Raw genomic sequence first — 17811 nt, 5'->3', positions numbered from 1 at the left:
TCACTGCAACTTCTTCAACAACGCATCCACATCATTCAAATCATTGGAGCGTACAATAATGATCCCTTCCCGGTCAATTAAAATATAAGTGGGAAATTCTTTGATCACCAGTACATCCACCACCGCAGCACCGTTCGGCTGACGGTACTGTACCAGCTGCGGCCAGTTGAGTTGATGTTTCCGGATCAGTTCCTTTGCCAGCGGAATATCACTCCGGTATTCATAGGGAAAACCAAATGCCACCATTTTACTTTTATTCTTTGTTACAAACTGCTGCAGGAACCCAAAGGTTTTAATGGAAGAATCTGAGTTGCTTTTCCAGAAATGAAATAACGTGTAAGCCGGTGAATTCGCAAATTCAATATCAATTACTTTTCCCGTCATCATATCCTGTCCTGAAAGAGTGCGAAGTTTGGACCCCACCGTAGGCACATACTCATCCTGCGCCTTTAAGGAAAACGAAACAAGTAAAAAGTATATGAATAAGGCTGATCGCAAATTATTAACTATCGATTATCAATTATTAATTATTCCCCGTCCTTCCATCTCCACAAATGTACACAGGCGTAGGTTCGGTAGGGGCGCCATTTTTCAGCTACCTTCTGCATCTGTTCATACAATTGTTTTTTATTAGAATCATCCAGCTTATACAATTTGATCATGGCTTTCTGAATACCAAGATCATCTACCGGCAACACATCTTCATGCTGCAGTGCAAACATGAGGATCATCTCCACCGTCCATTTACCAACACCTTTGATCTGTGTGAGCAATGCAATTACTTCTTCATCTTTCATTTTGTACAAACGGGCGTCGGTTAACTGGTACTCCATAAAGAAACGACAAACATTCTGCACATAGTTGGCTTTGGCATTACTCAACCCGATACCACGCAAGGTTTCAAACGGTGTATCCAGTATTTGCTGAGCCGTTGGTTCTTTCTTTCCGTAAAGGGCGAGGAAGCGGTTATAAATTACATTCGCCACTTTCGTACTCAATTGCTGACTCATGATGCTGGCACAGAGGTATAAATAAATTTTCTTCCGCTTTGCTAATCTGTGTGGCTCCTGCGCATCCAGTACCTTTTTTAATTTTTTGTCTTTTGAAAGATGGGGAATATAGTGCATGACTGATGGTTGATGGGAAAGGGTTTGATTTTTTGAGTTTGATTGATCAAGGTGTCTGACGTCTGCGACGTCCTGACACCAACGTTATCCTGACACCTGTTAACATTGGCTTTACAATTTATTCATTCTGCGGTAAAGTTCTGTCAATAATGAGTTAACATCCAAAACAAACCTTTGTAAAACCTCTTTCCGGTGAAGCCACACTACAAAACAATCATCCTGTCCGATATCCATCTTGGTATCCGCAATTCCAGGGTTAAAGAAGCCGTAGAATTTTTAAATGCTCACAAATGTGATACGCTCATTCTCAACGGCGATATCATTGACGGCTGGCAATTGAAAAAATCAGGCGAGTGGAAAAAGAAACACACTTCTTTCTTCCGCATCATCATGAAGTATATGCACAAGTACAACACAAAGGTGATTTACCTGCGTGGTAATCATGATGATTTCCTGGATGAGATTCTTCCTTTTTCATTCGGGCAATTTATTATCAAACGTCATCATATTCTGCAAAGCGGCACTAAAAAATATTACGTGATACATGGTGATATATTTGACAGCATCACCACCAACTTAAAATGGCTGGCCAAGCTGGGAGATGTTGGTTATACGTTTCTGCTTTGGGTAAACCGGCATTACAATCAATACCGCACCAAAAAAGGATTGCCCTATTATTCTCTTTCACAGGTAGTGAAAGCAAAAGTGAAATCGGCGGTTTCTTTCATCAGCGATTATGAAGAACAATTGTGCGAAGTGGCAAAAGCCAATGACTGCGAAGGTGTCATTTGCGGTCATATTCACCAGGCGGCTGATAAACAAATCAACCATATTCATTACCTCAACAGTGGGGATTGGGTGGAGACCATGAGTGCTTTGGTGGAAACACAGGAAGGCGAATGGAAGATTCTTTATTATAACGAATGGGCTCAACAACAACAACCTAAAGCTGCTGTACAGCAAGAGGAACTGGACCTGTATGCAACACCTGCACAATTGCTTGAATCTTTAACTCCACAATTCTGATACTATGAACAACACATTTGTATTTGCCGTACAGGGCGAAGGCAGGGGTCATTTAACACAGGCGATTGCAGTGTACGAAATGCTCACACAAAGAGGTCACCAGGTAAAAGCTGTATTAATCGGCAGCAGTAGCCGCAGAGAAATTCCGGCGTTTGTAAAGGAACGAATCAAAGCGCCTATTATCACTTACTCCAGTCCCAACTTTGTTACGGATAAAGAAAACAAATCCATCCGTATCGGAAAAACAATCCGGCATAACCTGTTTCAATGGAAGCAGTTTCGCAAAAGCATTGCGTTGATCAAAGAAGTGTTGCAGCAACATCAGCCGGATATTGTGTTGAATTTTTATGAACCCTTGATTGGCTTGGGTTCGATGTTCAAACCCATGCACCCCAACATTGTTTCCATTGCGCATCAGTTTCTATACCTGCATCCTGAGTTTAAGTTTCCTGCAGGTGGCAATGCCAGCGACAGGTTTGCCATTCAACAATACACAAAACTTACTGCCAAAGGTTCTTCCAAACTGGTTGCACTTTCATTTTATCCTTTGCAACAACAAGTGTATAAAAACATCATTGTATCTCCTCCATTGCTCCGCAAAGAAGTAGCTGTACAGGAATTGTATGAAGGTGAGCACTTGCTGGTTTATTTGCTTAACAGCGGATATATGCAGGATATCATCAACTGGAATAAAGACAATCCTGAAACAACCATTCATTGCTTTACTGACAGCGCAACTGTAAAAGGAAAATGGCAGTATAATGATACACTTTGCTTTCATTCCTTAGACGATCAGAAGTTTCTACGTTATATGGCAGGTGCTAAAGCATTGGTAACTACTGCCGGTTTTGAAACGGTATGCGAAGCTTTGTATATGGGCAAACCTGCCTTGATGGTGCCGGTGCAGGGGCACTTTGAACAATGGTGTAATGCAAGGGATGGCGCTAAAGCAGGAGCCGGTATTTATGCTGATGGATTTGATCTAAGTGCATTGCTCAACTATCTGCCGCATCATCAGGCTAACAAGGAATTTGCTGCATGGGCCTTAACCACTAAAAAATTATTGCTGGGTGTGTTGAGTGATGTTTTACATCAGCCGATGGAAGAAGAGGAAACAAAACAACCGTTCTTTCAGCTTTCTGATTTTTTACCGGGCACTGCTCCACAACCGGGTCATGGTTAAGCCTCGGCCCATTGTTTAAAATCATGCACCCGTTCACGACTCAGAATCACTTCCTCTGTTTTAGAACCGTTGCGAAGTAATAATTTCAAACGGCTGTTTACATAGGGTTTAATTTGTGCAATGGATGTATAGCGTGCAATCACCTGCCGGTTCAAACGGAAAAATTCTTTGGGGTTTAAAAGTTCCTGTAGTTTTTCAAGGGTATAATCCACTACTAAACGATTGCCTTCTTTATCTACCAAAAACACAATCTTATCATCTGCCTGGAAATACTGCACTTCGTTAGATTCTACAAAAAACATTTTTTGTCCGGCACGTGCCAGGAACCGTGATTTAAAAGAAGCATCTTCAAACACATTTGTCAACTGCCGGTAGTTAACAACTGCAGGTGTTTGAATCTGTTTTAATTTTTGCAAAGCAGCCTGTAAAGCAGTTGCTGTTACCGGCTTGAGCAGGTAATCAATACTAAACAACTGGAAAGCATCTAATGCATATTGATTGTAAGCAGTAGTAAAGATGACAGGGTTGGTGTATTCCACCTGTTTGAAAATTTCAAAACAAAAACCATCTGCCAGTTGAATATCCAGGAACAACAGATCAGGATGCGGATGCTGCCGCAACCATTGCACACTTTCTTCAATCGAGAAAAGATGCTTAACGATTTCTACCTTTAGCTCACACTGGTTGAGCAGGTACACTAACCGTTCTGCAGCCAGTTGTTCATCCTCAATGATTACTACTTTCATAGGCATTTACTTCAATTAATGGTAAAGAAACTTTAAACTCTTTTTCGTTACTGTTTACTTTAATTTGCTTTCCGGTGATGAGTTCGTAACGCTGACTGATATTACTCAGTCCAATGTTGGAGGAGGGTTCCTTTGTTAACTTAGGTTGCAGATTATTCGTTATTTCCAGATCATTGGTACCATTGGCTTTGATTTTTATTTCCAATGGTCTGTTGGAAGAAAGTACATTATGCTTGATGGCATTTTCCACGAGCATTTGTAAAGCCACAGGTACTACATAGGTATTTTTCCAGCGCTCATCAATTTCTGTTTTCAACTCCACACTGTGCGGAAAGCGCTGCTGCAGCAAATACACATAAGGCTGTAAGAATTCAATTTCTTTCTGCAATTCAATCAACTCTTTATCCTGGTTTCTTAAAATATAATGATACACTTTAGAAAAAGCTTCGATGAATGAATTGGCCTCCTCTTTGTCTTTTAACACCAAAGACGATAAAACGTTGAGATTGTTGAAAAGAAAATGCGGGTTGATCTGGGACCGGATGCTTTGCAGCTGCGCCTGTGTGTTCATCCGCAAGAGTTCTTCTGCCTCCAGTTGTTTGCTTTTATACTTACCCATAAAAAACACTACCGCATTCACCAGGTGAAAAAGCAAATTGATGAGAGAAGTATAGGTGAGTGTAAGCTTTAAAGGATTATCCAGGCTCATCGGTATGTGGAGTACCCAGTGTTCAAACGCAACTACAATCATGCAGGTGAAAATGATGCTGCCCAGCAAGCCAAATACAAAAAACAAACCCAGGCGTTTGATAATATTTTTTTCACCATCAAACCAACGCTCAAAAAAAGGCTGGTTAATGCGGCTCCACTCCCAGGTAATCAGCGTAATAAGGATAATACTGAGATAGGCCTGGTACCACTCTATCGGCATCTGGAAATAGTCGTACACCCGGCACACGGCTGTGTTTACATACGTGTATGTAGCCAGTGCCAGGATAAACCAATAGCGGTATTTGTTTTGAAAAAACACTGAATAGTTCATAACAAAAAAACCAGCCCTAAGGTTCAGGGCTGGTGGTTTTTACATAAGGTATCTTATGGTATCAATACTTTACTTATTACATGAACCACGCCGTTGCGGGCCATAATATTGGTGCCTACGATGCCTGCCGGTACGTTATTGAAAACAGTGCCTGAGCCATCAATGGTAATGGCGGCAGTGCCAACACCAGCAACGGTGGCATTGGAACCATTGGCCATACCAAGATTACCATTTGCCAAATCATTGGAAAAGGCACGTGCTGTAACTACATGGTGACGGAGTACGGTACGCAAAAGATCGACAGGAATCTCATTGATCTGGCGGAAGGGGAAGCCGGCAGTTGCAAACAAATCGGCAAATGCCTGGTTAGTTGGAGCAAATACGGTAAGTGCATTAGTGTTAGAAAGAACATCCAGGATATTGTCAGCACCTGTTGCACCGGTACTTACACGAACGACTGCTTTTACTAATGAATCAAAGGCAGCAGGACCACCGGTTACTGACTGAGCTGTTTGTACAATATTACCGGCTGGTGGAACCAAAATTCTTCCGATACCATGAACTACACCATTTGTACCTGTAAGATTAGGAGTTGTAACCTGTATACCATTTACAAATACGCCACCGGCATTACTTGCTTTTACAAACACTGAATCTCCGTTAGCCATAGTTACCTTAATAAGGTTACCATTACTTAAACCAATTACCTGGGCAGCAGTTAAACCCTGTCCGGAAATAACATGATATGTTAAAAGATTTGTGAGAGCAGCGCCGGTAGGTGCAGTTACACCGGTAAAGGCAGCGTTAGAAGGAGCAAAAACGGTAAAGGGACCGGTACCATTTAAAGTAGGCACCAATCCGGCATTGGTTACTAATGTAGCCAATGTAGAATAGCCATTGTTCACCACCACATTTACAACCGTATTGGGCGCCGGAGGATCTTCTTTCTTTTTACAACTGATAACTGAAGCAGAGAGTGCAACAGTGAGTAAGCCAGCTGTTGCAAAACGGAACAAGAATGTTTTTTTCATAACCTTTTTTCTTTTAACAACAGCAGAAGCAGCGGCAAAGAGCCGCTCCGGGAGTGAACTGCAGAAAAAAAGGAGTGAACTGTAACCTGTGGATAGTAAAAAAGCGGGACGATTGTCCCGCTTTGCAATGTTTTCAGGTGAATGATCAGAAGCTATAGCTCATACCGCCGTCTTTTTCATCCTTCAACTGGATGCCAATGGCTGAAAGTTCGTTGCGAATTTTATCGCTGGTTACAAAATCTTTACGGCTTTTTGCTTCTTTACGTATTTGAATGAGCAGTTCCATCACTGCTTTGAACTTATCATCTTCTGCCCCGCTAACTGCTTTCAAACCAAAAATATCTTCTGTAAACAATTTCAGTTGTTGTTGCAGGTGCGCCAGGGTTGAAATGCTGATGGCATCTGCCGCAATATGTTTGTCTTTAATACCATTGATCACCGGCACCAGTTCAAACATATTGGCCAACACTTTAGCAGTGTTCAGATCATCATTCATAAACTCACTAAACTCAGCAACCAAATCATTTACCTTTTTATCCAGCGCTGTATCTGCTGCTTCGTACTTTGTACTTCCAACTTCATACTTCTGTATCCATTCGTATGCTTCCCATAAACGCTTCAATCCCTTTTCTGCTGCCAGCAACGCTTCATTGCTGAAATCAAGCGTGCTTCTGTACTGTGTTTGCAGAATAAAGAAACGGATGGTCATGGGATGAAAAGCTTTTTCCAGCAAAGGATGATCACCGCTGAACAGTTCCGTTAACTTGATCACATTGTTATAACTCTTCCCCATCTTTTTACCGTTGATGGTGATCATATTATTATGCATCCAGTAACGAACAGGTGCTGTATGATTGCAGATGGTGCTTTGAGCAATTTCACTTTCATGATGGGGAAACTGCAGATCCATACCACCGCCATGAATATCAAACTGTGCTCCCAGGTATTTAGTGGCCATGGCCGAGCATTCAATATGCCAGCCGGGGAAGCCAACACCCCAGGGACTTTTCCAACGCATGATGTGCTCCGGCGCTGCATTTTTCCAAAGTGCAAAATCGGCTCGGTCACGCTTTTCCTCCTGGCCTTCCAGCTCTCTTGTTGTTTCTAACAGATCATCCATCACTCTTCCGCTCAACTTTCCGTAATCATGTGATGCTGCATATTTTTTTACATCAAAGTAAACAGAGCCATTCACCACATACCCATAACCTGCTTTGATGATTTCTTCAATCATGCCGATCTGTTCTACAATATGACCGGTAGCTGTGGGTTCAATGCTGGGAGGAACGGTGTTGAACTGCTCCATGGCCCAATGAAACAAATTGGTGTACTTCTGCACCAATTCCATCGGTTCCAGTTTTTCCAGCACCGCTTTTTTAGAGATCTTATCTTCTGCTTCACGCCCTTCTTCTTCAAAGTGGCCGGCATCTGTAATATTGCGTACATAACGAACCTTGTAACCCATATGCGTTAAGTAGCGGTACAACACATCAAACGTAATATAAGGCCGGGCATGACCCAGGTGACTTTCGCCGCTTACCGTGGGTCCGCACACATACATACCCACATGACCGGGCGTTATCGACTCAAATACTTCTTTTTGACGGGTGAGCGAATTATAAACTTTTAACTGAGACATATAAATGTGAATTGGAAATGAAGAAATGTTGTTGAAAAGAGAAAGTAGGTATTTGCATTAACAGCAAATACAACAACAGCAACAAAAGGATTGAAAATAATTCTTCATGAAAACAAAGATAGCATTTCCTGCTATTCAGTAACGGGCAGGGCGAAACTAACTTTTACAGCCTTATGATCACTTTCTCCGCCGGAAACTGTGTTGTTGCTTAAAGGTTGAAGACTCTTGCTGCAAAAAATATAATCAATCCGCAATGTGGGTGAAAGTTTAAGAAACGTACGACCGATGCCAAAACCTTTTTCCGCATGTGTATCATTCAATTTTGACTGAATGGTTTGGTAGGCATAAGAATTGGGCACATCATTAAAGTCGCCGCAAAGAATCACAGGGTACGGACTTTTAGCAATTTCTTCTTCTACACTTTTAATCTGCAGGGCCCGCAGCACATTGGCCTGTTTCATTTTGCGGATGATGCTTTTGCCGGTGCTTTTTACCTGCTGCATGCCCTGGTTGTCAATGTTTTCAATAAAATCATAATCCCTGCGGGCAAAGTGCATGCTTTGCAGATGAATATTGAAAAAACGGATGGTATCAGTTCCTACTTTAATATCAGCCCAGATAAATGTGTGATTGTACTCCCGCAGGGTTTGTACTTTTTGCCATTGCAGAATGGGGTACTTTGAAAAAATGCCCACACAAAAAGGGAAATAGCGTTCATTTTTGGTGCCGCCATTTGTATGTACGCCAAATTTCCGGTCATTACCCGCCACGGCATAGCTATATCCTAATCTTCGTTTGAGGTTATCAAGGCTCATTTCAGAATTACTGTCCAGCGAAAACACCAGTTCCTGTGTGGCCAGTACATCTGCCTGCAAGGCTTTGATGCTTTGCAGCATACTGCTGCTGTGATGCCCGTTGTATTCATAAAAATCGAGCAGATGTACATTCCAGGTAGCGGTTGTAAAACCGGCTGCCGTTTCTTTCTTTGAGGGAAATGTAGTGCCGATGGTGGAACGAAGTAAGGGATAACAAAGTACTAAGCTCAGGAACGGAATCCATGCAAGTTTGCGTTTTGCAAATAACCAGAATACCAAAAAACCGAGTTGTACTATCACCAGCAACGGAAATGCAAGTGCCAGCAGGTTCAAAAACCAGAAACGGTTGGGATCAGCTACCGGCAGCAGGTAAAGGAGCAGCATAGCCATGCTCACCAGCAAATTGCTGCCTATGATCAACTGTTTGGTAAACTTTCTGAAAAAGCCGGCCATTAAAGAGTGTCGTTTTCGCTTGCCTTTTTTAGAATTTCTTTTTCTTCAGGTGTTAGTGCCTCTACACCGTGCTCACTTATTTTATCCAGGATTTCATCAATCTTCCGTTCGTTTACGGTAGGTGTTTTCGTGAAAGGTTTTTTGCCTTTAGTATTATAAAACACCTGCTCTTTTACCACAGGTTTCAGCTTTCGTTTGGACGGATCAAATAAATGATTGAACCAATGGTACAAACGATGCATCCAGTTACCGGGATCTTTTCCACCACGTACCTGTTGTATATACACATAGCCAATAACTGCTCCGCCTAAATGTGCCAGGTGATGCGGAAATGCTACTGAAGCAAGACCTGCAAAATCAATGATCACATAGATAAGCGTAATAACCCAGAGTGGAATGCCGCCGTTAATCATGGGAAACACTCTGTAATCGGGAGCCAATGTAGTAGCGGCAACGGCAATAGCCATTACTGCTGCTCCGGCACCTGTAAATGAAAACGTATCCACAACGGCATAAAAGCGGGGAAAGATATTGGCGCTGGCAATAAACAACACAGCGCCTGCCAGCGCTCCATAGATATAAAGCGGAACTACATGACGGTTGCCTATTAGATCCTGTAGCAGGTAACCAAAAGCCCACAGAAAAAACAAATTGCCGATCAACGCCCATACACTTACCTGCGAAAACATGTGCGACAAGATTACCCACGGTCTTGTTACCAGCGTTTCAAGGGAAGCAGGCAGTACAAACCACTGCATGATCTGTGCTTCAAAAGTACCCGGGGCACTGTTACTGAGCACATACACAATGCTGATGAAATTGAGAATAATAAATACCAGCACATTGAGCACAATTAGCATGAGCAGGGGATTACTGCTGTCGCCCAGTATAGAAGTTGACTTTTTTTGTGTTTGAGGATACGCCATAGCACTTATCAATTTAATATCAATAAAACGTTCTGCGGTTCTTTTTGTTCCAGTACAGCACCAATAAAAAGCCGATGAGGGCCCCGCCGAGATGGGCAAAGTGGGCGATGTTTAGACCCGGTATTCCATAGATACCACCAAACAAATCAACCAAAACAAAAAAGGGAATAAGGTATTTGGCCTTTACAGGAAAAGGAATGAATAAGATCATTAATTCAGTGTTAGGAAACAAATAAGCAAATGCAGCCATTACACCCATAAGTGCCCCTGATGCGCCAAGAGCGCTATACTCTTGTAAATATGCTTCTGTTATTTGAGCGATACTGAAACCCTGCTCATGGATATCTAAAGAGCGAACGATACGTTCAACTGTATAAGGAATAGTAAACTGTTCTAAAATTGAAGCACCCACTCCACATATCAGATAGAAAAAAAGAAATCGTTTGCTACCCCAAAACCGTTCAAGAATGGAGCCGAATATGTAAAGCCCAAACATGTTAAAAACGATATGCATGATTGTTTGCGGCGAATGCAAAAACATTGCTGAAACAATTTGAACGGGATAAAATTTTTCTGATTTATAATAATGCAGAGACCCGAGTTCTGTTACATCAATTTGTTTAAAGAACAATTGAGCCAGATAAACCAGAACATTAATAATGATAAGATTGGTTACAATAGGTGTATTACCTTGAACACGATTGCCTGAATTGAAATACGACATACACAAATTTAATTTTTCTTGTAAGACTACCCGATGTGGCCCATTTTTATTTTCTTAAAACCAGTGCCGCTACATTTTCAATATGATGTGTATGCGGAAATAAATCAACAGGCTGCAGCTGCTCTACCACATACTTTTCATTGAGCAACTGTAAATCACGGGCCTGTGTGGCTACATTACAGCTTACATATACAATGCGGGGCGCCTCTATATCCAATAACTTTTTCACCAGCTTTTCATGCATACCTGCACGGGGCGGATCGGTAATAATTACATCCGGCCGGCCATGAGCTGCAAAAAAATCATCATTACAGATATCAATCACATCACCTGCATAAAATTGCGTATGTGTTAACCCATTGAGTGCTGCATTTTCTTTGGCATCTTCAATAGCTTCGGCAATGGTTTCCACGCCGATGATGTTACGGGCTCCTTTACTGCAAAAAATACCAATGCTGCCTGTACCGCAATACAGATCATAAACCGTTTGCGTACCGTTGAGCTGTGCAAACTCCCGTGTAATGCGGTACAACTGCTCGGCCTGGCGGGTATTGGTTTGAAAAAAAGACTTAGGGCTGATTTTAAAAACAAACTCATCCAGCTTCTCGGTTATAAATCCTTTGCCGGAGTAAACCTGCGGCGTAAGATCAAATATGCTGTCGTTCCATTTTGGATTGATGGTGTACAACAGGGTGCTTATTTCAGGAAACGCATGAATGAGCGCATCAAATAATAAAGTGCGGCTGGGCACATCATCATAACCGAATGTGATGTTTACCATTACTTCGCCGGTAGAAGAAGTACGGATGATCATGGTACGTAACCAGCCCGTATGTTCTTTGATATTATAAAAGTTAAACTGATGATCTTTTGCAAACTGCCGCACAAAGTTGCGGATGGCATTACTCGGCTCCGGTTGCAGGTAGCAGGTTTCAATGTCAATAGCCTTATCAAAAATTTTAGGCACATGAAACCCAAGAGCGTCCCCATCCCCTGAAGGGGTGAAAGGCATATCTGCCCCGGAAGCAATATGCTTTTCCCTTTCTTCATCCTGCTTTTGCAGTTCTTCCCTGGTTAAATAACGTTTGCTGCTGAAGGTGAATTCCAGCTTATTGCGGTAATACTTAGTAGCATCTGCACCCACAATGGGTTTCAGCGGCGGCAACTCAATACCGCCAATGCGCTTTAAATTCTGTTCTACTTCTCTTTGTTTGTATTGTATCTGCTCGGCATAAGGCAGCATTTGCCATTTACAACCGCCGCATAATCCAAAATGACTGCAGAAAGGTTGCACCCTTGCTGCAGATAAACTATGAAAGTGAATGGCTTTGCCTTCAGCCCAGTCTTTTTTGCTCTTCCCTAACTGCACATCTACCACATCGCCCGGTACAGCACCTTCAATGAAAATCACTTTTCCGTCAACCCTCGCCAGTGAGCGTCCTTCCGCTGCATAATCCTGCACTAATACCTGTGGCAGTATGCGTATTTGTTTTTTCTTTTTCACGGCGCAAAGGTAGTTGAAACCGTTTTGCACTTCGTTACGTCATGGAATAAGTAATTCATTAACAACCACACTGTAATTTTTAAATAACTTAGCCTTTTGTATGAAAAAGACAATCCTGTTTCTTTTTGCCATTATCCTGTTTGTGTTTAGCTACGGCCAGGGGTATCATATTAAGGTGCAATACCGGCCCGTAAAGAATGGCTATCTGTATCTTGGTTATTATTACGGTGATAAAAAGTACCTGCAGGATTCAGCAGCGCTGCAGCCTGATGGAACTGTTACCTTCCGGGGCGACAAGCTGCTAACAGGCGGCCTGTATATTTTAGTGGATGATCAGAAACAACGCTTTACAGATTTACTGATAGACCAGGAACAAAACTTTGAGGTGCGGTTGGATACTTCGGCCTTTACCATTCAATCCATCACCGGCTCCGTTGAAAATGCTTACCTGGAGAATTACAAAGAAGCTACCGCAAAGTTCTTCAGCAATTTTCAGCAATGGCAGCAGGAACTGGCACAGGCTAAAACCAAAAAAGACAGTGCCGCCGTTCAGCAAAAAATCAATGGCTCGGTAGCAGCTGCGCAGCAATGGAGAGACAGTTTTACCCTGCGCCACCCGGATAGTTACCTGGCTTTGTTATTCCGCTTAATGAAAGAACCGGAGTACAGAGTAAAGGGCAGCTCCAAAGCAGATTCTGTTGCTGCCTGGTATCACTACAAAAAACAATACTGGGCAGATATTGCACCGGGCGATGAACGCCTGCTTCGTACACCTATGTTTGAACAACGGCTCACCCGTTATTTTGAAAATGTAGTGTACCGCCATCCGGACAGTATTAAAAATGAAGTGGACCGTTTCATTTTATACAGCCGCACCAGTACCACTATGTTTCGCTATTACCTCAACCGGTTTACCAATGAATATATGAATCCCAAGTACATGGGACTAGATGTAGTGTTTCTTCATCTGTTTGAAAAATATTATGTAACCAACCAGGTAACCTGGCTGGAACCCAAGGATAAAGAAATGGTCTTTAACCGGGCCTATAGTATTATGGGCAATATTGTGGGCGAGCCGGCAGCAGAGCTGGTGATGCTAGATACTCTGGATGCCAAACAAACGCTGTACAACATCAAAGCGCCTTATACGTTATTGGTATTTTGGGACCCGGATTGTGGCCATTGTAAGGAAACCGTTCCGGTGATTGACAGTTTGTATAAAACCGCCTGGAAAAAATCAGGCATCCGGGTGGTAGGTGTGCTGGTTGATTCTGTGCGAAGCATGAAAAGCAAACTGCCCGAAGTAAAACAGCATTGGATGAATTTTATCAAAGAAAAGAAACTAACCGGCTGGAGCCATTGGTACCAGGGTTTTGAAGCAAGAGAAGAAGAACGGTTGAAGAGCATTCCCGGTTTCCGCCAAACCTATGATGTTTATCAAACACCCACAATATATTTGCTGGATAAAGACAAACGCATTGTTGCCAAAAAAATAAATCCTGAACAGGTAACAGAGTTTTTAAACTACAGGCAACAACAAACGCAACCCAAACATCCTTAAATAAAAAATATGAGAAACCTCTTTCTTTCATTACTACTGCTTGGCAGTGTGAGCACATTTGCACAAACTGTTTTTACCTATGGTCCGCACAGTGTAAGTAAGAATGAATTCTGGCGGGCTTATACCAAAAACAATACAGGTGCCGTATCAGAAACATCCATTCGTGATTACCTGGAGCTCTACATCCGTTTTAAACTCAAAGTGCAGGCAGCTAAAGACAGTAAGCTGGACACTTTGCCCACATTAAAAGGAGATGTAGCCGGGTTCAGAGCTCAACTGGTAGAACAATACATGCGGCAGCAAACTTCCAGCAGAGACCTGGTGCAGGAAGCTGTACAACGCTCTACTGAAGAACTGGAAATAGCACATGTATTTGTGGCCTATGGTGCTGACAGTGCCGCTGCCAAAACACAGATTGAAAAATCATATAAAGAATTAACCGGCGGTGCTGATTTTAATAAAACAGTTGCTGCTTACACAACCAATGAAGCTATCAGGAAAAATGCAGGTTACATCGGTTACATCTCTGCGTTTTCGTTGCCTTACGAACTGGAGAATATTGTTTACAGTTTAAAAACCGGAAGCATTTCAAAACCTGTGGCGGGTGCCAATGGCTGGCATATTTTTAAATTACTGAGCCGGAGAGCTACTGCCGGTAAACTGAAAGCAGCACAAATTCTTTTTACAATTCCGCAAGGTGCTTCTGCTGCTGAGAAAGAAGCGATCAAAAAACAAGCTGATTCTGTTTATCAACTTTTGCAAAACGGATTAAAGTTTGCTGATGCGGCGCTTGCATACAGTACGGATAAGTTTTCCTATAACACCGGTGGCGTATTACCTGAGTTTACATTCACCAGCTATGATCCGGCCTTCAGTTCCGTTGCTTTCGGATTAAAAAAAGATGGTGACATAAGCCGTCCTTTTCTTACTTCCTTAGGCTGGCATATTGTACAACGTATTGCTGTTACTCCTTTCAAAGTTGACCTGAATGACATACAGGCTTTTGAAGAATGGAATGCCAAAGTAAGTACTGATACCCGTATCAATGTTGCAAGAGAAATGCTGAAACAACGTCTGCAAACCATTTGCGGTTACAAAGCCCTTCCATTTCAGGAACAGCAATTATGGAAACTCACTGATACAATGTTGAAGTCAAAAAATTATGTAACCTTCTTTAATGCCAACCGGAGCAAACCATTATTTCAGCTGAAAGGAAAAACCATCACTATTGCAGATTGGCTGCAGTATGCTAAAAGTCAGCAACGCAACTTGCCGGTTAACCAAAGTAACCAGAACTTCAGCAACCTGTACAAACAATTTGTAAACGAAACTGTAGAGCAGTATTACAAGGACCGCCTGGAGCAGATGAATGAGGATTTCAACTACCAGGTAAAAGAGTTTGCTGAAGGAAGTTTATTATTTGAAGTAATGGAACGTACCATCTGGAGTAAAGCTCCTGCCGACAGTGCCGGTTTAATTACCTATTACAATAACAATAAATCAAAATACAAGTGGATGCCCAGCGTGAATGCGGTGCTTTTTAACTGTGCTGATACAACGGTAGCACATGAAGCATTGCGTATGATGCAGCAACACCCGGAACGCTGGAAAGAAATTATGGATAATATGAGCGGTCGTGCACTGGCAGACAGTGGCCGTTATGAATATGCGCAATTGCCTGTTAAAGCAGGAACTAATTTAGTGCCCGGTTTATTTACACCTGTTGAAACCAATGAAAATGATGGCTCAGCTTCTTTCTGCTATATTCTTAAAAAATATCCCGGAGAAGAACAACGAAGCTTTGATGAGGCGAGAGGATTGGTGATTAATGATTACCAGTTATTGCTGGAAGAAAAATGGATCAACCAGTTAAAAAAGAAATACCCGGTGAAAGTGAATGAGATGCTGATTAAAAGTTTAAAGTAAACTACAGGATAATAAAGAAGGCGATAATGATTTATCGCCTTCTTTATTTAATCAACTACAACACCTCCTTCACTACATTATAAATAATCTTGGGACTGCCCAATGTATAGTAATGCAAAACGGGTACCCCAAATTCTTTGAGTTCTTTTGATTGCTGAATCAACCACTCTGTTCCTATCTTTTTGCAATCATCATCTGTTTTAGCTCTCATAATTTCATTACTCAGGTCAGTTGGAATATCCACATGAAAAGTCCTTGGAATTACAGAGAGTTGCTTCTTGGTGGTTAAAGGTTTTAAACCCGGAATGATCGGCACTTCAATTCCCATTTCACGGCACTGTTTTACAAATGCAAAGAATTTTTGATTATCAAAAAACATCTGCGTCATAATGAATTCAGCACCGGCATCTACTTTTTGTTTGAGCCGCTGCATTTCTATTTCCATATTAGGACACTCAAAATGTTTTTCCGGATATCCCGCCACACCGGCACAAAAATCTGTCCGGAAGCCATCACGGATATCATCTTCCAGGTAAATACCATGATTGAGATTGATCGTTTGCTGCAGCAGTTCTATGGCCAGCCTGTTGCCTTCGGGATGTGGTTCAAAATTGGCTTCGTTTTTAGCAGCGTCTCCTCTCAGCACTAAAACATTCTGCACACCGATGAAGTTGAGATCAATCAACGCATCTTCTGTTTCCCTTTTTGAAAAGCCGCCACAGATCAGGTGTGGAACTGCATCTACATTATAATGGTTTTGGATAGCTGCACAAATACCAACCGTACCCGGCCGCTTACGTACCTCCACTTTTTGAAAGGTTCCATCCTGTTTTTTCTTGAATACCTGCTCCGCACGGTGATAGGTAACGTTAATGAACGAGGGTTTAAATTCCATTAAAGGATCAAGGTGATCATAAATAGAATTGATGGTTTTCCCCTTGAGCGGGGGAAGAATTTCAAATGATACAAGTGTGTCTTTCGCCTGGGCAATGTGTTCCGTAACCTTCATGTTTGCTGTTTGTTTTGATTGTTTCAGCCCCTTTCTTTTTGTTTCTGTCTGCGGCACGCATTTCCTGTAACTGAAGAGGAGAGGTCTGCAACCGGTAAGCCCGGGTTAACCCCGTTTGTTTTACCAATGCCTGCAAACTTAAAAAAGCAGGAGCGGTAAACAAAGGAATATTACTTCTTCTTTCACATTTTTACAGCAACTCTTGAACAGGAATACGGTATTTTCGCAACCAAACCTTTGGCTTTGAGTTTAACCATTCATACAAACAGTTTAGTAAAACGCTACCGCAACCGTACGGTAGCTAACCAGGTAAGTATATCCGTAAAGCAGGGAGAGATTGTGGGATTATTAGGACCCAACGGCGCCGGTAAAACCACCACATTTTACATGGTGGTTGGCTTTATTAAGCCGGATGAAGGTGAAGTTTTCCTGGATGATGAAAACATTACTAAGCTGCCGATGTATAAAAGGGCCCAGATGGGTATCGGTTACCTCCCCCAGGAAGCCAGTGTATTCCGTAAACTCACGGTTGAAGAAAATATTGCTGCAGTACTGGAAATGACCAAGCTGAGTAAAGAAGAACAGCAGCAGAAACTGGAAGAACTGCTCACAGAATTCCGTCTCCACCACGTGCGGAAAAATATGGGTGATAGTTTGAGTGGTGGCGAACGCCGCCGTACAGAAATTGCCCGTGCACTTGCAGTAGACCCTAAATTTATTCTGCTGGATGAACCTTTTGCCGGGGTAGATCCTATTGCGGTTGAAGATATTCAAAGTGTGGTGGCCCGTCTCAAGTATAAAAACATCGGCATTCTTATTACCGATCATAATGTAACAGAAACCCTTTCCATTTGTGACCGTGCTTACCTGCTGATTGAAGGTAAAATCTTTAAACATGGAACGGCAGAAGAACTGGCGCAGGATGAACAGGTGCGTCGCTTATACCTCGGCCGCAATTTTGAGTTAAAGCGGAAAGATTATCTCCATGAAGAAGCAATTGAAAGCGTTAACAGAGCCGCTTCAGGCGCCGGAAACAGCCCGGAGGTAGATATTACCGTTTAAATAGCAGGCAGGTTTTGCCTTTTTGCGGCTTTCTTTT

The 17811-nt window shown here is 42.3% G+C and carries 16 protein-coding genes; 5 read left to right on the top strand and 11 right to left on the bottom strand.

Features of this window, described 5'->3' with window-relative positions:
* Positions 1-498, bottom strand: a complete 498-nt coding sequence (locus PDL71_RS03155) for a TlpA family protein disulfide reductase (RefSeq protein WP_407525212.1) — start codon at positions 496-498, stop codon at positions 1-3.
* 29 nt (positions 499-527) lie between these two features.
* Positions 528-1127 (bottom strand): DNA-3-methyladenine glycosylase family protein, encoded by a 600-nt coding sequence (locus tag PDL71_RS03150; RefSeq protein WP_407525209.1) that lies wholly within the window; start codon positions 1125-1127, stop codon positions 528-530.
* A gap of 192 nt (positions 1128-1319) precedes the next feature.
* On the opposite strand from PDL71_RS03150, the gene PDL71_RS03145 reads away from it, so the two are divergent.
* Both PDL71_RS03145 and PDL71_RS03140 read left to right on the top strand, forming a co-directional pair.
* Positions 1320-2153: a UDP-2,3-diacylglucosamine diphosphatase gene (locus PDL71_RS03145; protein ID WP_407525206.1), complete on the top strand. Its 834-nt coding sequence runs from the start codon at positions 1320-1322 to the stop codon at positions 2151-2153.
* A 4-nt stretch (positions 2154-2157) separates the two neighbouring features.
* Positions 2158-3336, top strand: a complete 1179-nt coding sequence (locus PDL71_RS03140) for a glycosyltransferase family protein (RefSeq protein ID WP_407525203.1) — start codon at positions 2158-2160, stop codon at positions 3334-3336.
* Here the strand turns inward: PDL71_RS03140 and PDL71_RS03135 are convergent.
* The 8 genes from PDL71_RS03135 to rlmD all read right to left on the bottom strand — a co-directional run bounded on the left by PDL71_RS03135 (position 3333) and on the right by rlmD (position 12216).
* Positions 3333-4082, bottom strand: a complete 750-nt coding sequence (locus tag PDL71_RS03135) for a LytR/AlgR family response regulator transcription factor (protein ID WP_407525200.1) — start codon at positions 4080-4082, stop codon at positions 3333-3335. The genes PDL71_RS03140 and PDL71_RS03135 overlap by 4 nt on opposite strands.
* A complete protein-coding gene (locus PDL71_RS03130) occupies positions 4063-5124 on the bottom strand; it encodes a sensor histidine kinase (RefSeq protein ID WP_407525197.1) in 1062 nt (353 codons plus the stop codon). The genes PDL71_RS03135 and PDL71_RS03130 overlap by 20 nt, the downstream gene beginning before the upstream one ends.
* Positions 5125-5177: 53 nt before the next feature.
* Positions 5178-6155, bottom strand: a complete 978-nt coding sequence (locus tag PDL71_RS03125; RefSeq protein WP_407525194.1) for a fasciclin domain-containing protein — start codon at positions 6153-6155, stop codon at positions 5178-5180.
* A 145-nt stretch (positions 6156-6300) separates the two neighbouring features.
* Positions 6301-7794, bottom strand: coding sequence for a cysteine--tRNA ligase (gene cysS, locus PDL71_RS03120; protein WP_407525192.1), 1494 nt, complete (start codon positions 7792-7794; stop codon positions 6301-6303).
* Between the two features lie 131 nt (positions 7795-7925).
* Positions 7926-9062 (bottom strand): endonuclease/exonuclease/phosphatase family protein, encoded by a 1137-nt coding sequence (locus PDL71_RS03115; RefSeq protein WP_407525189.1) that lies wholly within the window; start codon positions 9060-9062, stop codon positions 7926-7928.
* On the bottom strand, positions 9062-9988 hold the full coding sequence (locus PDL71_RS03110; protein WP_407525187.1) for a rhomboid family intramembrane serine protease: 927 nt from the start codon (positions 9986-9988) through the stop codon (positions 9062-9064). Before PDL71_RS03110 ends, PDL71_RS03115 begins: the two co-directional genes overlap by 1 nt.
* A gap of 19 nt (positions 9989-10007) precedes the next feature.
* Positions 10008-10712, bottom strand: a complete 705-nt coding sequence (locus PDL71_RS03105) for a rhomboid family intramembrane serine protease (RefSeq protein WP_407525184.1) — start codon at positions 10710-10712, stop codon at positions 10008-10010.
* 46 nt (positions 10713-10758) lie between these two features.
* On the bottom strand, positions 10759-12216 hold the full coding sequence (rlmD, locus tag PDL71_RS03100; protein ID WP_407525181.1) for a 23S rRNA (uracil(1939)-C(5))-methyltransferase RlmD: 1458 nt from the start codon (positions 12214-12216) through the stop codon (positions 10759-10761).
* Positions 12217-12316: 100 nt separating this feature from the next.
* On the opposite strand from rlmD, the gene PDL71_RS03095 reads away from it, so the two are divergent.
* Together PDL71_RS03095 and PDL71_RS03090 are read left to right on the top strand one after the other, a co-directional pair.
* Entirely contained in the window at positions 12317-13777 is a 1461-nt protein-coding gene (locus tag PDL71_RS03095; RefSeq protein WP_407525179.1) for a TlpA family protein disulfide reductase, read from the top strand.
* 9 nt (positions 13778-13786) lie between these two features.
* Complete coding sequence (locus PDL71_RS03090) at positions 13787-15703, top strand: peptidylprolyl isomerase (protein WP_407525176.1); 1917 nt, start codon at positions 13787-13789, stop codon at positions 15701-15703.
* 55 nt (positions 15704-15758) lie between these two features.
* On the opposite strand, the gene PDL71_RS03085 is transcribed toward PDL71_RS03090, so the two are convergent.
* Positions 15759-16712 carry a methylenetetrahydrofolate reductase gene (locus tag PDL71_RS03085; RefSeq protein WP_407525173.1) on the bottom strand — a complete coding sequence of 318 codons (954 nt, stop codon included), beginning with the start codon at positions 16710-16712 and terminating at the stop codon, positions 15759-15761.
* 243 nt (positions 16713-16955) lie between these two features.
* Here PDL71_RS03085 and lptB point away from each other — a divergent pair, with 243 nt between their 5' ends.
* Positions 16956-17774, top strand: a complete 819-nt coding sequence (lptB, locus tag PDL71_RS03080; RefSeq protein WP_407525171.1) for an LPS export ABC transporter ATP-binding protein — start codon at positions 16956-16958, stop codon at positions 17772-17774.
* Positions 17775-17811: the final 37 nt, after the last annotated feature.

This window comes from Lacibacter sp. MH-610, assembly GCF_045780045.1.
Lineage (GTDB): Bacteria > Bacteroidota > Bacteroidia > Chitinophagales > Chitinophagaceae > Lacibacter.
Note: the sequence above shows the minus strand (reverse complement) of the source record. Positions and strands in the feature narration are given on the sequence as shown.